Raw genomic sequence first — 21,609 nt, forward strand, 5'->3', positions numbered from 1 at the left:
GATTCGCGCGGCAACACCGAAGCAGATTTCAACGTCGTTATCGCCAGCATGGCTCCTGCAAAGCATGGGTTACGCATAGAGGCTCCAGTGCTGGGCACGGATACGTTGCAGGCACAGGCGCAGCTCGCCTTCCAGGGCGCGATCTTCGATCAGCGGCGGGAAGTCTTCGGCGAGTTGCCCGTGCATGTCCGCCAGGGCTGCCGGCAGGACGGTCGCTTCGGCGCGCTGGCGCAGCCACACGCCCTGGTTGGCAGCGAGCAACGTGGCCGCGGCGACCTGCTCGGCCAGTTCCAGGCTGCGCAGGGCGTCGCGGGCGGCGATGGTGCCCATGCTCACCTTGTCCTGGTTGTGGCATTCGGTGGAGCGCGAGAACACGCTGGCCGGCATGGTGTTCTTCAACGCCTCGGCGGTCCAGGCGCTGGCGCCGATCTGCACGGCCTTGAAACCATGGTTGATCATCGCCGTTTCGGCCGGGGCGCCGGACAGGTTGCTCGGCAGGCCGTGGTTGTAGCGGGTGTCGACCAGCAGGGCGAGCTGGCGGTCGAGCAGGTCGGCGAGGTTGCCGATCAGGTTCTTCAGGCTGTCCATGGCGAAGGCGATATGCCCGCCGTAGAAGTGCCCGCCGTGCAGCACGCGCTCCTCATCGGGGTCGATCAGCGGGTTGTCGTTGGCGCTGTTCAGCTCGGTTTCGATGAACTGGCGCAGCAGCCCCAGGCTGTCGGCCAGCACGCCAAGCACGTGCGGTGCGCAGCGGATGGAGTAGCGATCCTGCAGGCGATGCAGCGGCGCGGTCGGCGCGTCGATGGCCAGATCCTGGCGAATCCAGGCGGCGACCTGATTCTGGCCCGGATGCGGTTTGGCGGCGAACAGGCGCTCGTCGAAGTGTTCGGGATTGCCCTGCAGGGCGATCACATTGAGCGCGGTAATGCGCGTCGCCAGCTTGAGCAGGTAATCGGCGCGGGCATAAGCCTGGCAGGCCAGGGCGGTCATTACCGCAGTGCCGTTCATCAGTGCCAGGGCTTCCTTGGGGCGCAGCACCAGCGGCGTCCAGCCCAGTTCGGCGTGCACGTCAGCGGCACTGCGCCGCTCGCCGCGGTACATCACCTCGCGCTCGCCGCACAGCGTCGCGGCAATGTAGGACAGTGGCGTCAGGTCGCCGCTGGCGCCTACCGAACCTTCTTCCGGGATCAGCGGCAGCACGTCGTGTTCGATGAATGCCTGCAGGCGCTCCAGCAGTTCCAGGCGAACCCCGGACATGCCCTGGCACAGCGACTGCAAGCGAGCCGCCAGCACCGCGCGGGTGGCCGGCTCGTCGAGCAGCTTGCCCAGGCCGCAGCCGTGGAAGGTGTACAGATGACGGGGCAGCGCCTCGACCTGGTGCAGCGGCACTGCCACCACGCAGGAGTCGCCGTAGCCGGTGGTGATGCCGTAGATCATGCCTTCACGATCCAGCAGGCTGTCGACGAAGCGTGCGCCGCGGCCGATGCGCTCACGCCATTCGGCACTCGTGTCCAGGGCGCCACGCGCCGTGCGCTGGGCCAGGCCGACGATCTGTTCAAGACGCAGCGGCTGAGCGCCGAAGGTCACCGTTTCAGGCTGATGGGTTGTCATGTTCGTTCCAGAACGGATAGAAGTTGAACCACTGCTGCGGGGCTTGCAGGCAGCGTTGGGCAAGGTGATCGGCGTAGCGTTGCGCCCAGCCCTGGATCACCGCCTCGCGCTCGCTGCGTTTCCACTGCACGGAGTCGGTAAAGGGTTGCAGCATGATCTGGTAGCGGCCATCGATCTTCAGGCAGTCGATCAGGTTGACCGGGCACTGCAACAGCCCGGCGAGCAGCCAGGGGCCCTGGGGCAGGGGCGCCGACTGGCCGAGAAACTCCACGTTGACGGTGCGCTCGCCGTGCAGCGGCACGCGATCGCCGGCAATCGCCAGCCATTCGCCGCGCTCCAGGTGATCGGCCAGACGCATCATCACCGCCGGATCCAATTCGCTGACCTGAATCAGCCGCAGGTTGTCGGCACCGGTTTCCTTGAGCAGGCGATTGAACTGCTCGGCATGCCGGGTATGAACGAGCACGTTCATGCGTACCTGGGCGCCCAGTTCGGCCAGAGCGCGGCACACTTCGAGATTGCCCAGGTGGGCGCCGACCAGCAGTTGCCCACGGCTGCCGCTCATCTGGCCGTGCAGGCCGTGGGGGTCGATCAGCTCGATGTCGGCGAAGTGCAGGCGGCCGCTCCACACGTCCAGCTTGTCCAGCAGGCTGTCGGCGAAGGCCATGAACTGGGCGAACACCGAGCGGTGAGTCGGGCGCAATGCCGGGCGGGCGCTCCATCTCGCCAGGTTGTTCTGGTACTGGCGAACGCTGCGCCGTGCCCTGGCGCCGAACAGGAAGAAATAGCCGACGATCAGGTACAGCAACGGGCTCAGGGCACGGCGCCCCAGGTAGCGCGAGGCCAGGGCGGTGAATTTCATCAGGGCGAAACTGCCGCGCTCGCGCTGCTCGGCCCAGTGCCTGCTCCGATTCATCAGCGCCACCGCCGATAGAGCAGCCAGGGCGCGCGGCAAAGCATGCCGAAGAACAGCCGCGCATGCATTTTCGAGATCAGCACGTTGTCCTGCCACAGGCGGAAATGCGAGACGCCGTCCGCAGGGTAATGCACGCAGGTCGGTAGCCAGCGCATGGGCTGCCCGCGCCAGGACAGACGCACGAGAATCTCCGAATCGAAGTCCATGCGCGTGCCCAGTTTCGCCGAGTCGATCAGCGCCACGCTGGCGGCCAGCGGGTAGACCCGGAAGCCGCACATGGAGTCGCGGATCTGCAGCGACAGGCTGTTGATCCACACCCAGACGTGAGTCAGGTAGCGCGCATACAGGCGGCCCTTGGGCACGCTGGCGTCGTACTGCGGGTAGCCGCAGACGATCGCCTCGGGATGATCGCGGGACTCGTCGAGGAAGGCCTGAACCGCCTGCAGATCGTGCTGGCCATCGGCATCCACCTGCAGCGCATGACTGAAGCCCAGGCGCTGCGCCTCGCGCAGGCCGGCCATTACCGCACCACCCTTGCCCTGATTGTGGGGCAGGCGCAGCAAATAGGTACCGGCCTCGCTGGCGAGCCTGTCGATCACCGCCGCGCAGCCCGGGCTGGAGGCATCGTCGACCAGCACGCAAGGCAGGCCGGCCTCGAGCAAGGCGGCGACCACCGCGGGCAGGGCGTGCTCATGGTTGTACACCGGGATCAGTGCGCAGGGGCGATGAACGGCTGCAATCGCAGTCATGGCGCGGCCTTGAGCAGGATGCGCCCGGAGGAGCAGTTGGCCTCGCCGTTGCGGAAGGTGAAATACAACTTGTTGCGCTCGCGGTCGAAACGCAGGGTCAGTTGCAGGCGGTCGCCGGGACGCACCAGTTGCTGGAACTTGAGCACTTCCATGCCGCCGAACAGCGGCGGCAGGTCGCTGATCAAGGCGCGCGCGAACTGCTGGGCCCAGTCGATCTGCACCACCCCCGGTAGCACCGGGGTGCCTGGAAAGTGGCCGCTGAAATGGGCCAGATCCAGAGGCACGTCCAGCTCCAGGTGCCATTCGCCGTCTTCTTCCCGCGCGCAGCTCGGCTCGACTCGTGTGGGGCGGGCGGCGGCCAGCAGGTCGTTGACCTGCGCCTGGCCCAGTTTGCCCTGGCTGCTGTAGGGCAAATGGGGCAGCAGGCGCCAGCGGCGCGGCAGGGCGATGCTCTCGCAATGGTCGGCAAGGTGCTGGCGCAGGCCCTCGGTCAGGTGGCGACGGCCCTGATTACGCAGCACGTGCAGGCCTTCGGGAGACAGCGCGACCAGCGCACCGAGAAAGGCACGGCCCTGCTGCAGCACGCCGAGACGCGCCTCGCTGACCCAGCCGTGCAGGGCCAGGGCCTGTTCCAGCAGGGGCAGGGAGATACGTTTCTCTTCCAGCTTGACGATGCGATCCAGGCGCGCGCCGAGGATGAAGCGGCCCTCGGCCTCGATCTGCACGGCGTCGGCCATCTGTTCCCAGTGGCCAGCAGGCAGATAGGGCGAGCTCAGGCGCAACGCGCCCTCGTCGTTCAGCTCGAGCTGCACGTCAGCGAACGGCTGCCAGTGCTCGCCGCCCTGGCGCCAGGCGATGCCGCCGGTTTCCGAGCTGCCGTAGATTTCCGTCGGCCACTGATCCAGGCGCTGTTGCAGCGAAGCAGCGGCCTCGGCCGGCAGGGCGCCGCCGGAGGAAAACACCTGACGCACGCGGCTCAGCGCCGACCAGTCGAGGTTGTCGCCCATGCGCTTGAGCAGCGCCGGGCTGGTGACCCAGGCAAACGCCGGGTGGGGCAGGCTGGCCAGTTGCAGGTCTTCGGGGAAGGGCAACGTCTTGGGTAGAAAGGCGCGCCCCGCGCACAGCGGCCAGAGCACGCGGAACAGCAGCCCGTAGATGTGCTGGGCGGCCACACTGCCGATGATCAGTGCATCGCCGAGCCTTTCACCCCAAAGATTTTCCAGCGCCTGCACTTCGTTGGTCAGCTGCCCGAGGCTCTTGTCGATAAGCTTGGGCTCGCCACTGGAGCCGGATGTGCACAGGGTCAGGCGGCAGCGCTCCAGGTCGAGCGAGCGGGCAGCCAGTGGTACTGCCGTCATCGACTCATCGAGCCGCTCCAGCCACAGATCGACCTGGGCGCCCAGGCGCTGGCGGGTCTGCGGCTGGGCATCGGCCGGTAGCAGCACATGGATATCGGCCTGCCAGGCAGCGAGCAGGGCGATGGCCAGCTCGGCGGCATCCTCCAGATGCAGGGCAACGCGCTGCACGCCCGCGGCCTGCCAGTGGCCGGCCAGGCTCAACGCGCGCTGGCACAGTTGCGCGTGGCTCAGTTGCGGCGTTATCTGACGGCTGGCATCCGCCTCCAGCAGTAGGTTCTCGAGGCTCAGCCAGTTCATGCGAATCTCCTTACACGTTGACGTACCAGCCATTCGCCGGCGAATAGCAGGCCCATCAGGCAGTAGGAAATCAGCCCGGTGTAGAGCGCCCACCAGGACAGCGGTGCCCACAGATTCAGCGCGACCACCACCAGGCCGTTGGCGAGCAGAAACAGTGCCCACACCTCGGTCACTCGGCGGGTGTAGCGCACGGCCACTTCAGGTAGCTCGGGCTCGCGCAGGCGTGCCAGGCGCTCGGCCATCGGCATGCCGATCTTCAGGCTGCTGGCGAACAGCGCCAGCAACAGCGCGCTGACCAGCACCGGGTACCAGCGCAGCAACGCCGGCTCGTCAGCCAGGGCAAGCAGCAGGCAGAAGACCAGAACCACGCCGGTCATCCTGCGGCTATTGCTGTCGCGCGGGTTGGCGAGCAGGCGGGCCAGCCACAAGCCACCGAGCAGCCCGGCGAACAACCCAGGTGAAAGGTGGCCCGCGCCGAAATATACGGCGAACGGATACGCCACGCTGACCAGGGCTACCAGCAGGCCGAGCAAACGGCTCATGCGGGATCCGCGTTGACCAACTGATACACCGCTTCGACCACGTCGCCGACGGTACGCACCGATTTGAACGCTTCGGCGGCAATCTTCTTGCCGGTCTGGCGCTTGATATGGTCGATCAGGTCGACGGCGTCGATGCTGTCGATTTCCAGATCTTCGTAGAGGTTGGCGTCCAGGCTGATCTGCTCGGGGCTCAGCTCGAACAACTCCACCAAGGCGTCGTGCAAGGTGGCGAAAATTTCGTCACGGGTTTGCATGGTGGTCGTCCTCAGGCTGCCTGGCGGCTGGCAACGAAGGCTGCCAGGCTGGTCACGTTGGCGAAGTGGGTGCGGGTGTCCTTGGATTCGGCGTCGATCTTGATGCCGAAACGCTTCTGGATCGCCAGGCCCAACTCCAGAGCATCGACCGAGTCCAGGCCGAGGCCTTCACCGAACAGGGTGAGGTCGTCGCCGATGTCCTGAGGCGTGGTGTCTTCGAGTCCCAGGGAATCGATGATCAGTTGTTTGATCTCAAGCTGTAGAGCGCTCATCTCTTGCGAGCTCCTTTATGAAGTGCTGATGCAGATAGTCGTTGAGTTTGCGCGATGCGACCGGTGCCGCGCCCATGGCAGCGAATCGCGCTGGATCGATGTCCTGGCCCACGCGCAGACGGACGTGAAAACGCCGCGCTGGAATCCGGTACCAGGGCTCCGCTTTGGTCAGCGTGGTAGGTGTGACGCTGATCACCACGGGGGTGATCACATTGGCGCCGCGCAAGGCGATGGCCGCGGCGCCACGGTGGAACTCCGGCGCACGGCCGGGCGTGGTGCGCGTGCCTTCCGGAAAGATGATCAGGGTCTGGCCCTGCTGAAGCGCATCGGCGGCTTCGTCGAGCATGTCCATGCTGCCGCTGTTGCTGATGTAGCCCGCGGCACGGATCGGCCCGCGCATGCAGGGGTTGTTCCACAGACTTTGCTTCACCACGCAATTGGCGTTGCGGGTGAAGGCAATCGTCACCACCACATCGATCAGCGAGGGATGGTTGGCGATGATCATCTGGCCGGGGCGGCCCAGGCGTTCGGCGCCTTCGACTTCATAGGTGAGTACGCCGCTGCGGTGCATGAATTTGACGAAGGTGCGGAAATTCCAGCTCACCACTTGCCTGGCACGGCGCTGATGGGCTGCGGCATCGCCCGGCAGCAGCGACAGCACGGGGAACACCAGCACACGCAGCAACAGGCCGCCGATGCCGAACAGGGTAAAGCTCGCCGCTGTCGCGATCAGCCGCCACCAGTAGGGCGCGCTGTAGCGCTTCACGGGGTTTTGTGTGACCAGATCCATTGGCGTTCTTTCCAGGTGTGTTCGAGGGTGGTGCATCCGTTGCAGAGACCTTGTATCAGGCTCAGCGGGTGCGGCCACTGGGTGCGTGGCCCTGTGCCCGGGCGTAGCTGCAAATTCCAATCGTCACCAGGTACCAGCAACAAGGCCAGCGCGTAGGGGAACGGAACGTCGTCGATGAACGGCGCATAAAGCGCCGGCTGTGCTTCTTCGCCGATCACCAGCAACACCGCCGGGGCGCCATCGGCGAGGAGCGTGGCGGCTTCCAGCATGGCCATCTCCAGGCCATCGCCTTCGCCGGCCAGGGCGGTCATCTCGCTGGTGTCGCCGCGCAGGATCGACCATTGGCCGATGATCGCGTTGTGCACGGAAAGACTGAACTGTGTCGGCGACAGTGGTTCTGCTACTGCAAGGTCTTGAAGAATGGCCAGGCTGCGCGGGGTTTCGCCATGCCGCGAAACGAACACCAGGGGCAGCGCCGGGTGCCCCTCGGCAAGCGGCCAGGCGACCTGGAAAACCATGCGCGCCAGGCGGCTCAAACGGCGGCGCTGCAGGGCCGGAAGGAAGCTGACATCGGGTTGTTCGCCGCAATCGTGCAGGCGTTCGGGGGCCTTGCTCCAGGCGAGCCAGTCATCCGTACTGTCCAGGCCAGGAGCCCAGGCACGCCATTGATCGATCCTGAAATGCATGTCTAGATGAAACTCTGCTTGGCCCGCCGGGCATTTCCTTGTCTATGCGACTGTCCTGTGCGACAAGAGCCTTGTCGATGGGAAGCGATGCTGCGCGGGCATTATCCGGGGGATGACTTGGCCTCGCAAACATTAAGTAGCGGTTTTCTGATGGATGACGCGTTTCCCCGGCTTCGCGCTACTGTCATCAGGCTATGCCTAGTATCAATGTACTAGGGGCCTGTTGATATTTTCAGCGCAACCCGCGTTGTTGAAGCGTCAACAGACCTAAAGAGGAGGTACGGATGCGGCGCGTGATTTTCAATCAGAAGGGCGGAGTGGGTAAATCCAGTATCGCCTGCAACCTGGCGGCGGTGAGCGCCTCTCAGGGTTACCGGACGCTGCTGGTCGACCTGGATGCTCAGGCCAACTCGTCCCATTACCTGACCGGTCTGACCGGTGAGGACATCCCGATGGGTATTGCCGACTTCTTCAAGCAGACGCTTTCCAGCGGGCCGTTTTCCAAGAAGGGCAAGGTCGATATCTACGAAACCCCCTTCGACAACCTGCACGTGATCACCGCCACTGCCGAGCTGGCAGAACTGCAGCCCAAGCTGGAGCAGAAGCACAAGATCAACAAGCTGCGCAAACTGCTCGAAGAACTCTCCGAAGACTACGAGCAGATTTACCTGGATACCCCGCCAGCACTGAATTTCTATACGGTTTCGGCGTTGATCGCTGCCGAACGCGTATTGATTCCCTTCGACTGCGATACCTTCTCGCGCAATGCCCTGTATGGCCTGCTGCGGGAAATCGAGGAGTTGAAAGAGGATCACAACGAAGCGCTGGAAGTGGAGGGCATCGTGGTCAACCAGTTCCAGCCGCGCGCTACGCTGCCGCAGCAACTGCTCGACGAACTGGTCGCCGAAGGCTTGCCGGTGTTGCCGGTGAACCTGATGAGCTCGGTGAAGATGCGTGAATCACACCAGGCCTGCACGCCGCTGATCTACCTCGATCCGCGGCACAAGCTGACCCTGCAATACGTCGAACTGCACGACCTGCTGCAGCAGGCTTGATTGCCGCGCTGCCGGGCTAGGGCGCTGCTGCTTGCTTGGGTAACCCGGTGTTGAGCGAAGCGATACCCGGGTTGCGAGGCTAGCGAACCACGAACACGTCGCAGGGCGCCTTGTGCAGGAAGTGCTGGGCCAGGCTGCCGAGCAGTGCCTGGGACAGCGCACCTCGGCCGTGGCTGCCCAGCACCAGCAGATCGCTGTCGCGACTTTTCAACTGTTCCTGCAGGCAACGCAGGATGCCACCCTCGTGAACCGTATGGCTCAACTGCGGCCCTGACGGCGGCAGATTTTGCGCTTCGTCCTGCAGCAACTGGTCGATCAGCGCATGCTGGATTTCCACCTGGCTGCGTACCTGATCGGGTGTGCCCTTGTCCGGCTCGAAAACATGTACCGCGTGCAGCTCGGCGTCCTGGGGCAACAGTTCATAGGCTCCGGCCAGCGCGCTGCAGGCGCACAAGGAAAAGTCGATGGCAGCCACGGCCTTCTGATAGGGGCCTTTGCTCGGATGGGCGACCAGCAGGAGTGGCACCGGGCAATGGCGGGCGATGCGGTCGAGGCTGGTGCCGGAAAAGAACTCGTGGCGTTCCAGGTGACCGCCGAGTACCAGCAGGTCGTAATCGCCTTCCTGCAGGTGCTGGAGCACCACCTCCGACGGTTTGCCGCTGCGCAGGTGCAGGGTGCTGCCCGGCGGCGCAGATTGGCTGATGCTGCTGTCCAGCGCCTGCCTGGTCTGGTCGTGCGCCTGTTCATTCTGGCCCGGATCGAGCACATGCAGCACGCTCAGGCGGGCGCCATGCTGCTGCGCCAGTTGAGCGGCCCGGCGTAGCGCCAGTTCAGCGGTACCACGCAGATCATGGGCAATCAGAATGTGCTTGAACATGGCGCTCTCCTGCCTGGCGATGCCCCACCGATGCGGTGGCTTGCCTGGCTATCGTGTTCCATGGATTAGCCTGCTTTTTGACCTCTTGCAAGGTCAGGTGTCAGTCGGCTCGCTCGCGATTCATCAGACTCCCTGGGTGTTCAGCCAGGCGAGCAACTGCGGCAAGGGCAGAGCACCGCTTTGCCGGGCCACCTCCTTGCCGTCACGAAACAGAATCAGGCTGGGAATCGAGCGGATACCCAACTGGGTGGACAACTGCGGGTTGGCTTCGCTGTCCAGTTTGCCCAGCCGGCAGCGGGTGCGCAGTTCGCTGGCCGCTTGCGTGAAGGTCGGCGCGAAGCTGCGACAGGGCCCGCACCATGAGGCCCAGACATCCACCAGCAAGGGCAGATCGCCCTTGAGCTGCGCGGCGAAGTTGCCCTGGCTCAGGTCGAACGGTACCCCCGGCAACACCTCGGCCTTGCAATGGCCACAGCGCGGCGCCTCGCCCAGGCGTGCGGCGGGTATGCGGTTGAGGCTGCTGCAGCTGGGGCAGGGGATGATCGGTGAATCGCTCATGACAGGCTCCGGAAAAGTCGTGCAACTTTCCGGCAGCCTATGGGCTGCGGCCCGTCATCGCAAGGCGCAGGTTACGTCAGACTGGCGTAGATGTTGTACCCACTGATCAGCGTGATCAGGCAGCCGACGATGGTCAGCAGGGTGCGTGCCGACAGCGTCTTGCACAGCAGCGCGGCCAGCGGCGCGGCGAACATGCCGCCGAAGACCAGGCCGGCGACCATCAGCCAGGTATCCGGCTGACCGGCCAGGAGGATGAAGGAGGTGGCGCTGGTGATGGTCAGGAAGAATTCGGCGAAATTGACCGAGCCGATGGTGGTACGCGGGTCGCTGCCCGAGCCGAGCAGGCTGCTGGTGACCACCGGGCCCCAGCCACCGCCACCGGCGGCGTCGACGAAGCCGCCGAACAAGGCCAGCTTGCCGACGTGTTTGGGCTCCTTCTTGACCAACCGCACGTGGCGATAGGCCTTGCGCAGGATGTACAGGCCCATCAGCAACAGGTAGGCGGAGATGAAAGGCTTCATCACGTCGCCGTCAAAGGTGGTGATCAGCACCGCGCCGAGAATCGCCCCGATCATGCCCGGCAGCAGCAGGCGCAGAAAAAGCGCCTTGTTGACGTTACCCAGCTTGGCATGGGAAATCCCCGACAGGCCGGTAGTGAACACCTCGGCGATATGCACGCTGGCACTGGCCGCCGCAGGTGTGGCGCCGGTGCTGAGCAGGAAGGTCGTGGCGGTGATGCCATAGGCCATGCCCAGTGCGCCGTCGATGACCTGAGCGAAGAAACCGACCGCCACGGCGCTCCAGAAGGCGCGGCTGGTCAGGGCATCCTCGATGATTTCCAGGCCGGTGCTTTCATGATTGCCGAAGAACAGGCGCCAGGCGAGAAACAGCAGCAGGCCAGCCAGGGTGAGGATGGCGAACCACATGGCGGCACGCAGGATCGGGTGGTTGTCCGGGTGGGAAACGAAGTCTTCCACGGGGGGTAATCCCAGCGCCTGGTGTTCATCGTTGACCGGGCTGTTGCTGAGATCGAGATTGCGAATTTTCATGCGGTGTAAAGGCCTGACAGCGGGTGGTAGAACAGGCGTATTGAAGCGGCGCCGACGATAGACGGCTTTTGTCGATGAGTCTAAGAACCTTTGGAAAGGTCTATATGCCTATTCGGTTTAATAGATAAGCAAATGTTGAATGGTCGGCTATAGCAAGACTGCGCACCAACGTTCGTGCGTAACGAGGGTTATCATGGATCGTTTGTGGTTCGGGAGATTGAAGCATGAAGGCGGTGGTGAAGAAGTGGGTGCGCCTGACCGGGTTGGTTGTCGCTGTGACTGCCCTGACCTTTTTCGCCTTGCGGATTTACGATGCCCAGAGCAAGCCCGACCTGAGCCCCTGGCACACCTTCGTGCCCCACGAGCTGAGCGCCGACGAGCTGGATGCCGGGAGTTGGCAGGATTATCTGCTGGCCGAGCAGGCACTGTTCGCCTCGCTACCGGACAAGGTCTACCAGCGCCTCGATGATGCCGAGCGTGTGCCGGATAACCGCTACTTCGCCGACAGTCCGCTGAACGCCTCGCGCTTCGAGTGGGACTGGAACCGTTCCTACGTGCTGGAGCCCGGTGGCAAGCCAAAAGGCGCGGTGGTCATGCTGCACGGGCTGAGCGATTCACCCTATAGCCTGCGGCATATCGCCAAGGTGTATCGCGACGCCGGCTTCATCGTCGTAGGCCTGCGTCTGCCGGGGCATGGCACCACGCCCGGCGCGCTGACCGATGTGACCTGGCAGGACTGGCTGGCGGCTACGCGCCTGGCCGTTCGTGAAGCCAGGCGCCTGACCGACGTCGGTGATCCGCTGCATCTGGTCGGCTATTCGGCAGGCGGTGGCCTGGCCCTCAAGTACGCCCTCGATGCACTCGGCAACGATGAGCTGGCGCGGCCGGATCGCCTGACGCTGATCTCGCCGATGATCGGCGTGGCCGGCTATGCCCGCTTCGCCGGGCTGGCGGGGCTGCCGGCGGTCTTCCCGGCTTTTGCCAAGGCCGCCTGGCTGGACGTGCTGCCCGAGTACAACCCGTTCAAGTACAACTCCTTCGCCCTCAACGCCGCGCGCCAGTCCTACCTGTTCACCACGGTGCTGCAGGAACAGATCGCTACGCTGAGCGAACGTGGAGCGCTGCAGGATCTGCCGCCGCTGCTGACGTTCCAGTCGCTGGTCGATTACACCGTCAGCACACCCGCAGTGGTCGGTGCCTTGTATGGTCACCTGTCCGACAATGGCAGCGAGCTGGTGCTGTTCGACCTCAATCGTTTCGTCGACTTCGGGCCGTTGCTCGGTGCCCACGCCAAGTCGCCCACCGACCTGCTGCCACCCGCGCCCCGCGATTACCGAACCACGCTGGTCGGCAATGCCTCGCCGCAAACGCTGGGCGCTGCTGCCCGCATCACCGAGGCCGGCGCGTCGGACGAGCAGGTGACGCCGCTCGGCCTGGCGTTTCCCCGTGAAGTGTTCTCCCTGTCCCACGTCGCCCTGCCATTTCCGCTGAGCGACTCGTTGTACGGTTTGCAGCCCGATGAACCGGAAGACTATGGCGTGCACCTCGGTGCATTGTCAGTGCGCGGCGAACGAGGCGTGCTGCTGGTCAGCATGGAGGCGCTACAGCGGGTGACGTCCAATCCCTTCTATCCCTATATGGTCGAGCGCCTGCGCGAGCATGCGGGGCTTGAGGCGGCCAGGCGTAGGGCGTATTAGCCGAAGGCGTATCCGCCACCTGTTCCAGCCATTACGCAGTAAACCGCAGATTACGCTTCGCCCCGCGAGTAGCCCTACACGATTAGCTGGATAACGCCGCTACCCTGGCTCTGGCCGCATGCAGCTTCTTGTAGCTATCGATCAGGCGCAGATGCCTGTCGAGGCCTTCCAGCTTCATGCTCGTCGGCGTCAGGCCGTAGAAGCGTACGCTGCCGTCCACCGAGCCGATGGCGGCGTCCATCCGCTCGTTGCCGAACATGCGGCGGAAGTTGGCTTCGTAGTCCGCCAGCTCCAGGTCTTCATCGAGCTGCATTTCCAGCACTGCATTGACGGCCTGGTAGAACAGGCCGCGCTCGACGGTGTTGTCGTTGTACTGCAGGAACATTTCCACCGCCTCTTTCGCCTCGTCGGTCTTCTGCAAGGCGAGATAGATCAGCAGCTTCAACTCGAGGATCGTCAACTGGCCCCAGGCCGTGTTGTCGTCGAACTCGATGCCGATCAGGGTGGCGATATCGGTGTAATCATCCAGCTCGCTTTCCACCAGACGCTCGGCCAGCGACTCCAGCTCGGCGTCGTCGAGACGGTGCAGGTTGAGAATGTCGGCGCGGAAGAACAGTGCCTTGTTGGTGTTATCCCAGATCAGATCGTCCACCGGATAGATTTCCGAGTAGCCCGGCACCAGGATGCGGCAGGCCGTGGCGCCCAGGTCGTCGTACACCGCCATGTACGCCTCCTTGCCCATGCCTTCGAGGATGCCGAACAGGGTCGCGGCCTCCTGGGCATTGGCGCTTTCTTTTTCACTGGAGCCGCCCTGGCCGGAGAAGTCCCACTCGACGAACTCATACTCCGACCTGGCACTGAAGAAGCGCCACGAGACCACGCCGCTGGAATCGATGAAGTGCTCGACGAAGTTGTTCGGCTCGGTGACCGCGTGGCCTTCGAAAGTAGGCTGGGGCAGATCGTTGAGGCCTTCGAAACTGCGACCCTGCAGCAATTCGGTGAGGCTGCGTTCCAATGCGACTTCAAAGCTGGGGTGCGCGCCGAACGAGGCGAACACGCCGCCGGTGCGCGGGTTCATCAGGGTCACGCACATCACCGGGAATTCGCCTCCCAGGGACGCGTCCTTCACCAGCACCGGAAAGCCCTGGGCTTCCAGGCCCTGGATACCGGCGAGGATCGCGGGATATTTCGCCAGCACATCCGCCGGTACATCCGGCAGCGCGAATTCACCTTCGATGATCTCGCGCTTCACCGCCCGCTCGAAGATCTCCGACAGGCACTGCACCTGAGCTTCGGCCAGGGTATTACCGGCGCTCATGCCGTTGCTGAGGTACAGGTTCTCGATCAGGTTGGAGGGGAAATACACCACCTCGCCATCCGACTGGCGCACGAACGGCAGTGAAACGATGCCGCGCTCTTCATTGCCGGAATTGGTATCGAACAGATGCGAGCCACGCAATTCGCCATCGCGGTTGTAGATATTCAGGCAGTACTCGTCGAGGATCTCCGCCGGCAGTGCGTCCTTGCGGCCCGGCTGGAACCAGCGCTCGTTCGGGTAATGCACGAACGGCGCACTGGCGATGTCTTCGCCCCAGAACTGATCGTTGTAGAAGAAGTTGCAGTGCAGCCGCTCGATGAATTCGCCCAGTGCCGACGCCAATGCGCCTTCCTTGGTGGCACCCTTGCCATTGGTAAAGCACATCGGTGAGCTGGCATCGCGGATGTGCAGCGACCATACGTTGGGCACGATATTGCGCCACGAGGCGATCTCGATCTTCATGCCCAGGTCGGCCAGGATGCCCGACATATTGGCGATGGTCTGCTCCAGTGGCAGATCCTTGCCGGCAATGAAGGTACTGGTTTGCGCACCGTTGCTCGGAATCAGCAGCGCCTGGGCATCGGCATCCAGATTCTCCACTTCCTCGATGATGAACTCCGGCCCGGCCTGCACCACCTTCTTCACGGTGCAGCGGTCGATGGAGCGCAGGATGCCCTGGCGATCCTTGTCGGAGATATCGGCGGGCAGCTCGACCTGGATCTTGAAAATCTGCGCGTAGCGGTTTTCCGGGTCGACGATGTTGTTCTGCGACAGGCGGATGTTGTCGGTGGGAATGTCACGGGTCTGGCAGTACAGCTTGACGAAGTAGGCCGCACACAAGGCCGACGAAGCCAGGAAGTAGTCGAACGGCCCCGGCGCCGAGCCATCGCCCTTGTAGCGGATAGGCTGATCGGCGATCACCGTGAAGTCATCGAACTTGGCTTCAAGTCGAAGGTTGTCGAGAAAGTTGACCTTGATTTCCATGCGCGAGCACCAGCGAGTAAAACGAATGGCCGGCATTATCCGGGTTTTCAGTGGGAAGTCTTGTGCGGGGTGGGGATGGCGGCTGAGTGGCTTCCGAGGATCTGTCTGCTGGAATCAGGGCTGCCAGCGCGCATACTGGCCTGCGTCACAAACCATCGGGGGAGTCTTATGTCCGCTATCTATGATTCTCATGCCGCCAAGCGAGCTGCTAGCGTCAGAATAAATGGGGATTTACTCAACAAAGCCAGGGGCCTGAGCATCGACTTATCTGCGGTTCTGGAGGAGGCGCTGATCGAGGCTTTTAGGGACAAGCAGCGTGGGCGATGGCTGGCAGAGAATCGCCAGGCTATTGCTGCTTACAATCGGCACGTGGAATCGAATGGCGTGTTCAGCGACGATTTGCGGAGCTTCTGACGCTTCTGTTCGTTGCCTACAACCCGGTAAGACCTGAGTTAGCCCAGGCGCAGGCGTAATCCGCCGAAAGAAAGTGGCATCACCGCGCCCTCAAATAGCAGAACTCCTTGCCTTCGTGAGCTAACCCAATGATGTTGCGTCTTAGCTCTAGCACGGGGCTTTCTCTCGCTGAAAGTGGGTGTCTGATGTATCTTTGCCACTACAGAAGGCCATTGAGCCACTGCTCCCACCTAGAAACGGCTTTGGATAGTAATGTCATGCGAACTAAATGGATTTGCGCAGCCTTTACCTTAGCTTTGCTAACTGGATGCGTTTCACAACCAGCATACATTCCCAAAACGGATGAGCAGGTCAAGCAGGAGGCTCTTGATCGAACCGTGGCAGATATGAAGGCACGGGGAGCTACGCAAGACGACATTGACGGACTGGTCGCGCACTCAAAACTATCGTACGAAGATCAGTTGAAGGGCAGGATAAGCTCCAATTCAACGCCATCTGAAAACCTCGTATCGTTGGTAGACGGAGGGTTGTTTTACTGCGAGCTTAAGCGTGGAAGTCTCAAGATCCCCATTTCCTTCGATTACACCATGAAGACCCAAAGGGAATTAGTCGAATGCATCTCTAATACCAGTCGAATAATTTCAAGTTACTACTACCAATCCTACATCCCTTCATCCAGCACTGATGTCGTAAAGGCAGCAGTTGATGAGGCATATCTCAAGTGGGAAAGCTACACGGACACGATCTTCAAGAATGCTGCACCTTACCAGCAAGAACAGGCTGCCCTTAGTGTTAAGGATCAGCTGAGAAGAGCTCAACAGGTATTCTTGCGGGAAGCACTGAAAAGCAAAAAATAACCTCGTCTCCAATAATCCCAGTATGACGGGTGGCTTTTGTAGGATGGAACAGGGGGCGCAGCCTCGCCGAAGCCCGTAGGGCGTATTAGCCGCAGGCGTAATCCGCCGAAAGAAAGTGGCATCACCGCGCCCCGAACAGCAGAGCGGCCCACACGAGGTGAGGCGTTCAGCCTATCAGCGTATATAGCCGATTCGCGGTAAACGACGGATTACGCTTCGCGCCCCGATCCATCCTACGGAGTTGATCCGCCATCTATTGACGATCTGCTTTGCCGTCTGCTGCGAACAAGCGGTCAGCGATGGCGGTGCCTTTTTCCAGGCCTTCTGCGGTTAGCCATACTGATTTGTTTTTTCCTCGTGGGTCGTCGATCAAACCTTGTTGGTGCAGGGCGTTCATCACGTCGAAATCGAAGCCTTTCCAAGATCGTCCACCGTCGAAACTGAAGGTGGCAAGAAGTGCCAGTACGGTTTCTTCGATACGTTTTGGGTCGTATTCCACGGTTCTGTCTCCTTTGCAGGTTTCACGATGAGCAACTGATCTCCAGGTGCTTGCCCCAGTCCGGCGGGCGCTGGGCGTAGCGTTCCTTGCCAGTCTGCTGTTCGAACGGTCGGTTCAGCACTTCGTGCAGTTCGCGCACGGGCGCATAGTCGCCCTGTTCGGCGGCGGCGATGGCTTCCTGGGCGAGGTAGTTGCGTAGCACGTAGAGCGGGTTGACGGCGTGCATGCGTGCCTGGCGAGCAGTCTGGTCGTTGCCTTCGCGTGCGCAGCGGGCCAGGTAGTCGGCGCCCCAGGCATCGAAGCCCTTGAGGTCGACGAAGTCATCACGTACCACGTTGAGAGCATCGGTTGGTGCCTGTTCGCCGAGGTGGCGGAAGAACAGGTGGTAGTCCGTGGATTTGCCTGCCTGCATCAATGTCAGCAGGCGCTGGATCAGTTCTTCGTCTCCGTCCTCGGCCGTAGTGAAGCCCAGGCGCTTGCGCATCAGGTCGTTGTAGTGAGCCTGGTACAGGGGCAGGAACAGGTCGAGGTTTTCGCGCAGGGTGTCGACTTCGACCAGCGGCGTCAGTGCCTGGGCCAGAGCCGAGAGGTTCCAGTGGGCGATGGGTACCTGGTTGCTGAAGCTGTAGCGGCCGGTGTCGTCGGAGTGATTGCAGATGTGGTTGGCATCGAAGTCGTCGAGGAAGGCGTAGGGGCCGAAGTCGAAGGTGATGCCGAGGATCGACATGTTGTCGGTGTTCATCACCCCGTGGCAGAAACCGTAGGCCTGCCAGCGGGCGATCAACTCGGCGGTGCGCTCCAGCACGGCGCGGAACAAGGCTTCGTAGGGCTGTGGCTGTTCCAGGCATTGCGGGTAATGACAGGCGAGCACGTGGTCGGCGAGCTGTTTGAGCTGGTCGTGCTGGCGCGTGTAATAGAAATATTCGAAATGGCCGAAGCGAATATGGCTCTGCGCCAGGCGTACCAGCATGGCCGCGGTTTCCTGCTTCTCGCGCCAGACTGGCGTGCTGGAGCCGGTAACGCACAGCGCGCGTGAGCTGGGTACGCCGAGGGCATGCAGGGCTTCACTGGCGAGGAACTCGCGGATCGAGCTGCGCAGCACGGCGCGGCCGTCGCCCATGCGCGAGTACGGCGTCATGCCGGCGCCCTTGAGGTGCAGATCCCAGTGCTCGCCCGCGTGGTTGAGCACTTCACCCAGCAGCAGGCCACGGCCATCGCCGAGGCGCGGGCTGTAGCCGCCGAACTGGTGGCCGGAATAGACCATGGCCCGCGGCTCGGCATCGCTCCACAGCTGGTTGCCGGAGAACAGCTCGGCGAACACCTCGCGCTGCGCTTCCTGCGGGTCGAGGTCGAGGAGCGCCAGGGCGTCGTGGCTGACCACTACCAGGCGCGGCTCGGCGATGGGCTCGGGCAGCACATGGGTTGAAAAGCTGTCGCCGAGCCCGGCGAAACGGTTGTCGAAGGTCAGGGTGTCGAGGGTTTTCACTGTTTGGCCTCGTTGTCTTTTGCGACCGGCTGTGCCTCCTCGATCTTCAGGGTGTCATGAGGTACCTGGGCGCGGCTCAGAACCACGTCCATCTTCGGCGTGCTGGACAGGTTGATCTCGTTATCGGCGAACAGCTGGTCGATGCGCCGGTTGAGTTCGTCGGTGGCGGCGCCGCGGTCACCGAGTTCCTTGACGTAGAACTTCAGCTCGTGGGTCAGGCCGCCGGGGGCGTACAGGCTCAGTTGCGCGGTAGGCGCCGGGTCGCGCATTACCCGCGAGTTCTCCTGGGCGGCCTGCAGCAGCAGGGTGCGTACCTTTTCCAGGTCGGCACCGCGGTTGACCACGAAGGTCAGTACGATGCGGGTTACCGTATCGGTCAGCGTCCAGTTGATCAACTGGCTGGTGACGAAGGTCTTGTTCGGCACGATCACTTCCTTGCGATCGCTGTCGATGATATGCGTGGCGCGGATGTGGATACGTTTCACCGTGCCGGTGACGCCGCCGATGGTCACCAGGTCGCCGATGCGCACCGGGCGTTCGAAGAGGATGATCAGGCCGGAGATGAAGTTGGCGAAGATTTCCTGCATGCCGAAACCAATCCCCACCGACAACGCCGCGACCAGCCACTGCAGCTTGTTCCAGCTCACTCCCAGGGTCGACAGGGTGACGACGATGCCGGTGCCGAAGATCACGTAGGACAGCAGCGTGGTGGTGGCGTAGGCGCTGCCCTGGGCCAGGCGCAGGCGAGACAGTACCAGCACCTCCAGCAGGCCCGGCAGGTTGCGCCCAAGCGCCATGGTGATGGCCGCGATGATCAGCGCATACAGGGCGTCGAGCAGGCTGATCGGGATCAGCGAGGCGGCGCTGCCGACGATGGTGCTGCCGTTGTATTCGTAGAGGGTGATGTTGTCGAGGTAGGCGAACACCGAGATCAGGTCGGCCCATACCCAGTACATGACGGCGATGAAGGTGCCAAGCAGAGCCAGGCGGATCAGACGCAGGGACTGCTGGTTGACCTGTTCGATATCCAGGGTCGGCACCTCGAGCTGAATCTCCGTGCCTTCGCTGTCTTCTGCGGTCTGCGCCTCGCGTTTGGCGGTGGCGCGCTGGTAGGCCAGGCGCCGCGCGGCGACGGCCAGGCCGCGCACGAACACCGCCTCCACCACCAGCCAGATGAGCAGCAGGTACAGCGTGTCGATCAGGCGGTCACTGAGTTTCAATGCGGTGTAGTAGTAGCCGAAGCACACGGCGAGAAACAGCGCCAGGGGCAGCATGCTGAACAGCACGCCGATGAACATGCGGAAGGTCGAGGCGTTTTCCCGCGCCGGGCCGCGTAGCAGCAGTTTCTGCAGCAGCCAGATCATCAGGCCGTAGCAGGTCAGTACCACGGCGATGCCGATGACGTCGTCGGACAGGCTCGACGGCTGGTGCTCGGCCACGGTGACCACCGCCACCAGTGCCATGACCACCAAGCCGAGCCAGCGGATTTGCCGGTGCAGGTAGGCGACGTGAGAGCGTGCCCAGTGGAAGTGCAGTTCGGCCACGCCGCCTGGCGTGAAAATGCGGTAAACGGTATAGAACACCAGCCACGCCTGGGCCATACCGAGGAACGCCGAACCGAGGTTGACGTTGAGCCCGCGGGCGTCCATCTGCAGGGCGAAACCGCACAGCGCCAGAAACAGCGCGCCGGGCAATGCCAGCAATACGTTGAGGAAGATCGCCACCGGTGTGTGCAACTGGCTGTCGCGCTTGAAGTGGCCGATGTCCTTGTGCAGGTCGGTGAGCTTCTGGCTCAGGTAACGGCGCTTGTACAGCAGCAGGCCTATCACCAGCAGCAGCGGCAGGAACAGCAGTGGCCGCTCGATCAGCCCGGCGCCGAGCTGGCTCAGGTTGTCGAGCCAGGGCAGGTCGGCGATCTGCCGCTGCAACTGGGTGGGTACGCTCTTGAACCAGTCGAGGTCGAGCGGGTTGTTGCTGGGGATCCAGAACATCTGCTCGTCGAGGGTCGCGCGCAGTGCCGAGGCGGTGTCCTGCAGCTGTTTCTGGTTCAGTTGCAGGGTGATCGATTCGTTGAGTAGGGCGTTGAGCTCATTGTTGAGGCGGTCGTGCAGGGCGCGGCGCGTCTCGATCAGATCCAGCAGGGATTTGCGCAGCTCCGGTGTCACGCTTTCCGGCGGTTGGGTAGCCAACACCTTGTCGACATAGGCGCCGGGGTTGGCGATCTGCTCGCGTTGCTGGTTGAGCTCGAACTGATAGAGGCGGATATCGGCGATTTCATCGGCCAACCCGGAATCGAGCTTGAGCTTGGGTAGCGCCTGCTTCTGTTTATAAAGAATTTTCGACAGCAGCAAACTACCCTGCAGCACGCTGATCTGCTCATCGAGGGCCTGATCCGTCTGGTTCAGGGTGTCGAGCTGCTGCTGGGTGCGCAGGTTGAGCTGGGTCAGCTCGTTGAGGCGGTCGGTGCCGCGCAGCAGGTAGTCGGACAGTTTGACGTTGAGCGTACTTTCCCGCGACAGCAGGGTGTCCGAGCCACCAACCTTCTGGGCTTCGATGGACTGTTCGGCAACGGTGCGCTCGGACTGGTCGCGGCGCTTCTCGTTGATCAGCGTCTGCAGATCCTGCAGCTCGACGTCCAGGCGCTTGATCTGTTCGTCGAGCAAGTCGCGTTGTGCCGTGCCCAGATCCTGCAGCACGCTGTTGCCGGCCATTTCCTGGCGACGCAACTGGGTCTGGGCGCCGAGCTGGGCCAGCTCGGCCTTGAGTTGGTTGCTGCGCTCGGCGGTCAGCGGCTTGCCATCCTCGCGGCCGTTCTTGAGCAGGTTGTTGATCTGCTGGGTGCGCGTCTGGTTGCTGCTGATCTCCGCCTGGGCCCGTTCCGGGCGCGTCTGGGCGGTGATGATCAGGGTGTTGGCGTCGTTGATCTGCTTCTGCCAGTCGCTCAACTGCGCGCTGCGCTCACTGAGAATCTGCTCCAGCTGAGCAACGCTGCTGTTGGCGTAGCGCTGGGCCACGGGCACCACTTCGCTGGCCTTGAGCTTTTCCAGCTCGCGGTGCGCGTCCTGGGTCTGGCGCGGCGCCTGGGCCAGTTGCTTGTCCAGGGCCACCAGTTTCTGCCGGCTTTCCGCTTCGGCGTTGAGTGATGCCAGGGTTTTCTCCAGCGCCTGGCGCACCAGCGACTGTTCCGGTTCCACCAGCTTGCGATCGGCGAGAGTATCCAGGCTGTGCTGGACGTCTGCGCTGGTTGGGCTGGCATCGGCCCATACGGGCGACTGGGCCAGACAGAGGCCCAGCAAGGAAACGGCAAGAAAACGACGGAATGAGAGCATGGTCATGATCG

20 protein-coding genes are annotated in these 21,609 nt (G+C 62.8%); 4 read left to right on the forward strand and 16 right to left on the reverse strand.

Going from position 1 to position 21,609, the window contains the following annotated elements; all coding sequences use genetic code 11:
* Positions 1-69 precede the first annotated feature (69 nt).
* The 9 genes from DNK10_RS09600 to DNK10_RS09640 are packed head-to-tail and all read right to left on the reverse strand — an operon-like array spanning position 70 to position 7,475.
* The gene (locus DNK10_RS09600) at positions 70-1,611 is read right to left on the reverse strand and encodes an HAL/PAL/TAL family ammonia-lyase (protein WP_131191382.1); all 1,542 of its coding nucleotides are present in this window, start codon (positions 1,609-1,611) and stop codon (positions 70-72) included.
* Positions 1,592-2,527, reverse strand: coding sequence for an LpxL/LpxP family acyltransferase (locus DNK10_RS09605; RefSeq protein ID WP_131191383.1), 936 nt, complete (start codon positions 2,525-2,527; stop codon positions 1,592-1,594). Before DNK10_RS09605 ends, DNK10_RS09600 begins: the two co-directional genes overlap by 20 nt.
* Positions 2,527-3,276, reverse strand: coding sequence for a glycosyltransferase family 2 protein (locus DNK10_RS09610; RefSeq protein WP_131191384.1), 750 nt, complete (start codon positions 3,274-3,276; stop codon positions 2,527-2,529). Before DNK10_RS09610 ends, DNK10_RS09605 begins: the two co-directional genes overlap by 1 nt.
* Positions 3,273-4,931, reverse strand: coding sequence for an acyl-CoA synthetase family protein (locus DNK10_RS09615; protein WP_131191385.1), 1,659 nt, complete (start codon positions 4,929-4,931; stop codon positions 3,273-3,275). The genes DNK10_RS09610 and DNK10_RS09615 overlap by 4 nt, the downstream gene beginning before the upstream one ends.
* Positions 4,928-5,473, reverse strand: coding sequence for a COG4648 family protein (locus DNK10_RS09620; RefSeq protein ID WP_131174380.1), 546 nt, complete (start codon positions 5,471-5,473; stop codon positions 4,928-4,930). The genes DNK10_RS09615 and DNK10_RS09620 overlap by 4 nt, the downstream gene beginning before the upstream one ends.
* Positions 5,470-5,727, reverse strand: a complete 258-nt coding sequence (locus DNK10_RS09625; RefSeq protein ID WP_131191386.1) for an acyl carrier protein — start codon at positions 5,725-5,727, stop codon at positions 5,470-5,472. The genes DNK10_RS09620 and DNK10_RS09625 overlap by 4 nt, the downstream gene beginning before the upstream one ends.
* 11 nt (positions 5,728-5,738) lie before the next feature.
* Positions 5,739-5,999: a phosphopantetheine-binding protein gene (locus DNK10_RS09630; RefSeq protein WP_131180106.1), complete on the reverse strand. Its 261-nt coding sequence runs from the start codon at positions 5,997-5,999 to the stop codon at positions 5,739-5,741.
* Entirely contained in the window at positions 5,980-6,789 is an 810-nt protein-coding gene (locus DNK10_RS09635) for a lysophospholipid acyltransferase family protein (RefSeq protein ID WP_131180107.1), read from the reverse strand. The genes DNK10_RS09630 and DNK10_RS09635 overlap by 20 nt, the downstream gene beginning before the upstream one ends.
* On the reverse strand, positions 6,762-7,475 hold the full coding sequence (locus DNK10_RS09640; protein ID WP_131191387.1) for a beta-ketoacyl synthase chain length factor: 714 nt from the start codon (positions 7,473-7,475) through the stop codon (positions 6,762-6,764). Before DNK10_RS09640 ends, DNK10_RS09635 begins: the two co-directional genes overlap by 28 nt.
* 284 nt (positions 7,476-7,759) lie before the next feature.
* Here DNK10_RS09640 and DNK10_RS09645 point away from each other — a divergent pair, with 284 nt between their 5' ends.
* Complete coding sequence (locus tag DNK10_RS09645; RefSeq protein WP_131191388.1) at positions 7,760-8,530, forward strand: ParA family protein; 771 nt, start codon at positions 7,760-7,762, stop codon at positions 8,528-8,530.
* 79 nt (positions 8,531-8,609) lie between these two features.
* On the opposite strand, the gene DNK10_RS09650 is transcribed toward DNK10_RS09645, so the two are convergent.
* The 3 genes from DNK10_RS09650 to DNK10_RS09660 all read right to left on the reverse strand — a co-directional run bounded on the left by DNK10_RS09650 (position 8,610) and on the right by DNK10_RS09660 (position 11,014).
* Entirely contained in the window at positions 8,610-9,407 is a 798-nt protein-coding gene (locus DNK10_RS09650) for a universal stress protein (protein ID WP_131191389.1), read from the reverse strand.
* Between the two features lie 123 nt (positions 9,408-9,530).
* Positions 9,531-9,965, reverse strand: coding sequence for a thioredoxin TrxC (gene trxC, locus DNK10_RS09655; RefSeq protein ID WP_131191390.1), 435 nt, complete (start codon positions 9,963-9,965; stop codon positions 9,531-9,533).
* A 71-nt stretch (positions 9,966-10,036) separates the two neighbouring features.
* The gene (locus tag DNK10_RS09660; RefSeq protein ID WP_131180112.1) at positions 10,037-11,014 is read right to left on the reverse strand and encodes a sulfite exporter TauE/SafE family protein; all 978 of its coding nucleotides are present in this window, start codon (positions 11,012-11,014) and stop codon (positions 10,037-10,039) included.
* 224 nt (positions 11,015-11,238) lie between these two features.
* Here DNK10_RS09660 and DNK10_RS09665 point away from each other — a divergent pair, with 224 nt between their 5' ends.
* Positions 11,239-12,711: an alpha/beta hydrolase gene (locus tag DNK10_RS09665; protein WP_131191391.1), complete on the forward strand. Its 1,473-nt coding sequence runs from the start codon at positions 11,239-11,241 to the stop codon at positions 12,709-12,711.
* 82 nt (positions 12,712-12,793) lie between these two features.
* Here DNK10_RS09665 and DNK10_RS09670 read toward each other — a convergent pair whose 3' ends face one another.
* Positions 12,794-15,013 carry an OsmC domain/YcaO domain-containing protein gene (locus tag DNK10_RS09670; RefSeq protein WP_131191392.1) on the reverse strand — a complete coding sequence of 740 codons (2,220 nt, stop codon included), beginning with the start codon at positions 15,011-15,013 and terminating at the stop codon, positions 12,794-12,796.
* Between the two features lie 168 nt (positions 15,014-15,181).
* On the opposite strand from DNK10_RS09670, the gene DNK10_RS09675 reads away from it, so the two are divergent.
* Both DNK10_RS09675 and DNK10_RS09680 read left to right on the forward strand, forming a co-directional pair.
* Positions 15,182-15,427 carry a type II toxin-antitoxin system CcdA family antitoxin gene (locus tag DNK10_RS09675; protein ID WP_131191393.1) on the forward strand — a complete coding sequence of 82 codons (246 nt, stop codon included), beginning with the start codon at positions 15,182-15,184 and terminating at the stop codon, positions 15,425-15,427.
* 257 nt (positions 15,428-15,684) lie between these two features.
* Positions 15,685-16,284 (forward strand): hypothetical protein, encoded by a 600-nt coding sequence (locus DNK10_RS09680; protein ID WP_131191394.1) that lies wholly within the window; start codon positions 15,685-15,687, stop codon positions 16,282-16,284.
* Between the two features lie 253 nt (positions 16,285-16,537).
* Here DNK10_RS09680 and DNK10_RS09685 read toward each other — a convergent pair whose 3' ends face one another.
* Genes DNK10_RS09685 through mscK form a run of 3 tightly spaced genes read right to left on the reverse strand, consistent with a single transcriptional unit; the run spans position 16,538 to position 21,598 of the window.
* Entirely contained in the window at positions 16,538-16,783 is a 246-nt protein-coding gene (locus tag DNK10_RS09685) for a DUF6429 family protein (protein WP_131182159.1), read from the reverse strand.
* 22 nt (positions 16,784-16,805) lie between these two features.
* Entirely contained in the window at positions 16,806-18,269 is a 1,464-nt protein-coding gene (gene selO, locus DNK10_RS09690) for a protein adenylyltransferase SelO (protein ID WP_131191395.1), read from the reverse strand.
* Positions 18,266-21,598 carry a mechanosensitive channel MscK gene (gene mscK, locus DNK10_RS09695; protein WP_165495972.1) on the reverse strand — a complete coding sequence of 1,111 codons (3,333 nt, stop codon included), beginning with the start codon at positions 21,596-21,598 and terminating at the stop codon, positions 18,266-18,268. Before mscK ends, selO begins: the two co-directional genes overlap by 4 nt.
* Between the last annotated feature and the right edge of the window lie 11 nt (positions 21,599-21,609).

This window comes from Phytopseudomonas daroniae (assembly GCF_004327275.1).
GTDB classification, from domain to species: domain Bacteria; phylum Pseudomonadota; class Gammaproteobacteria; order Pseudomonadales; family Pseudomonadaceae; genus Aquipseudomonas; species Aquipseudomonas daroniae.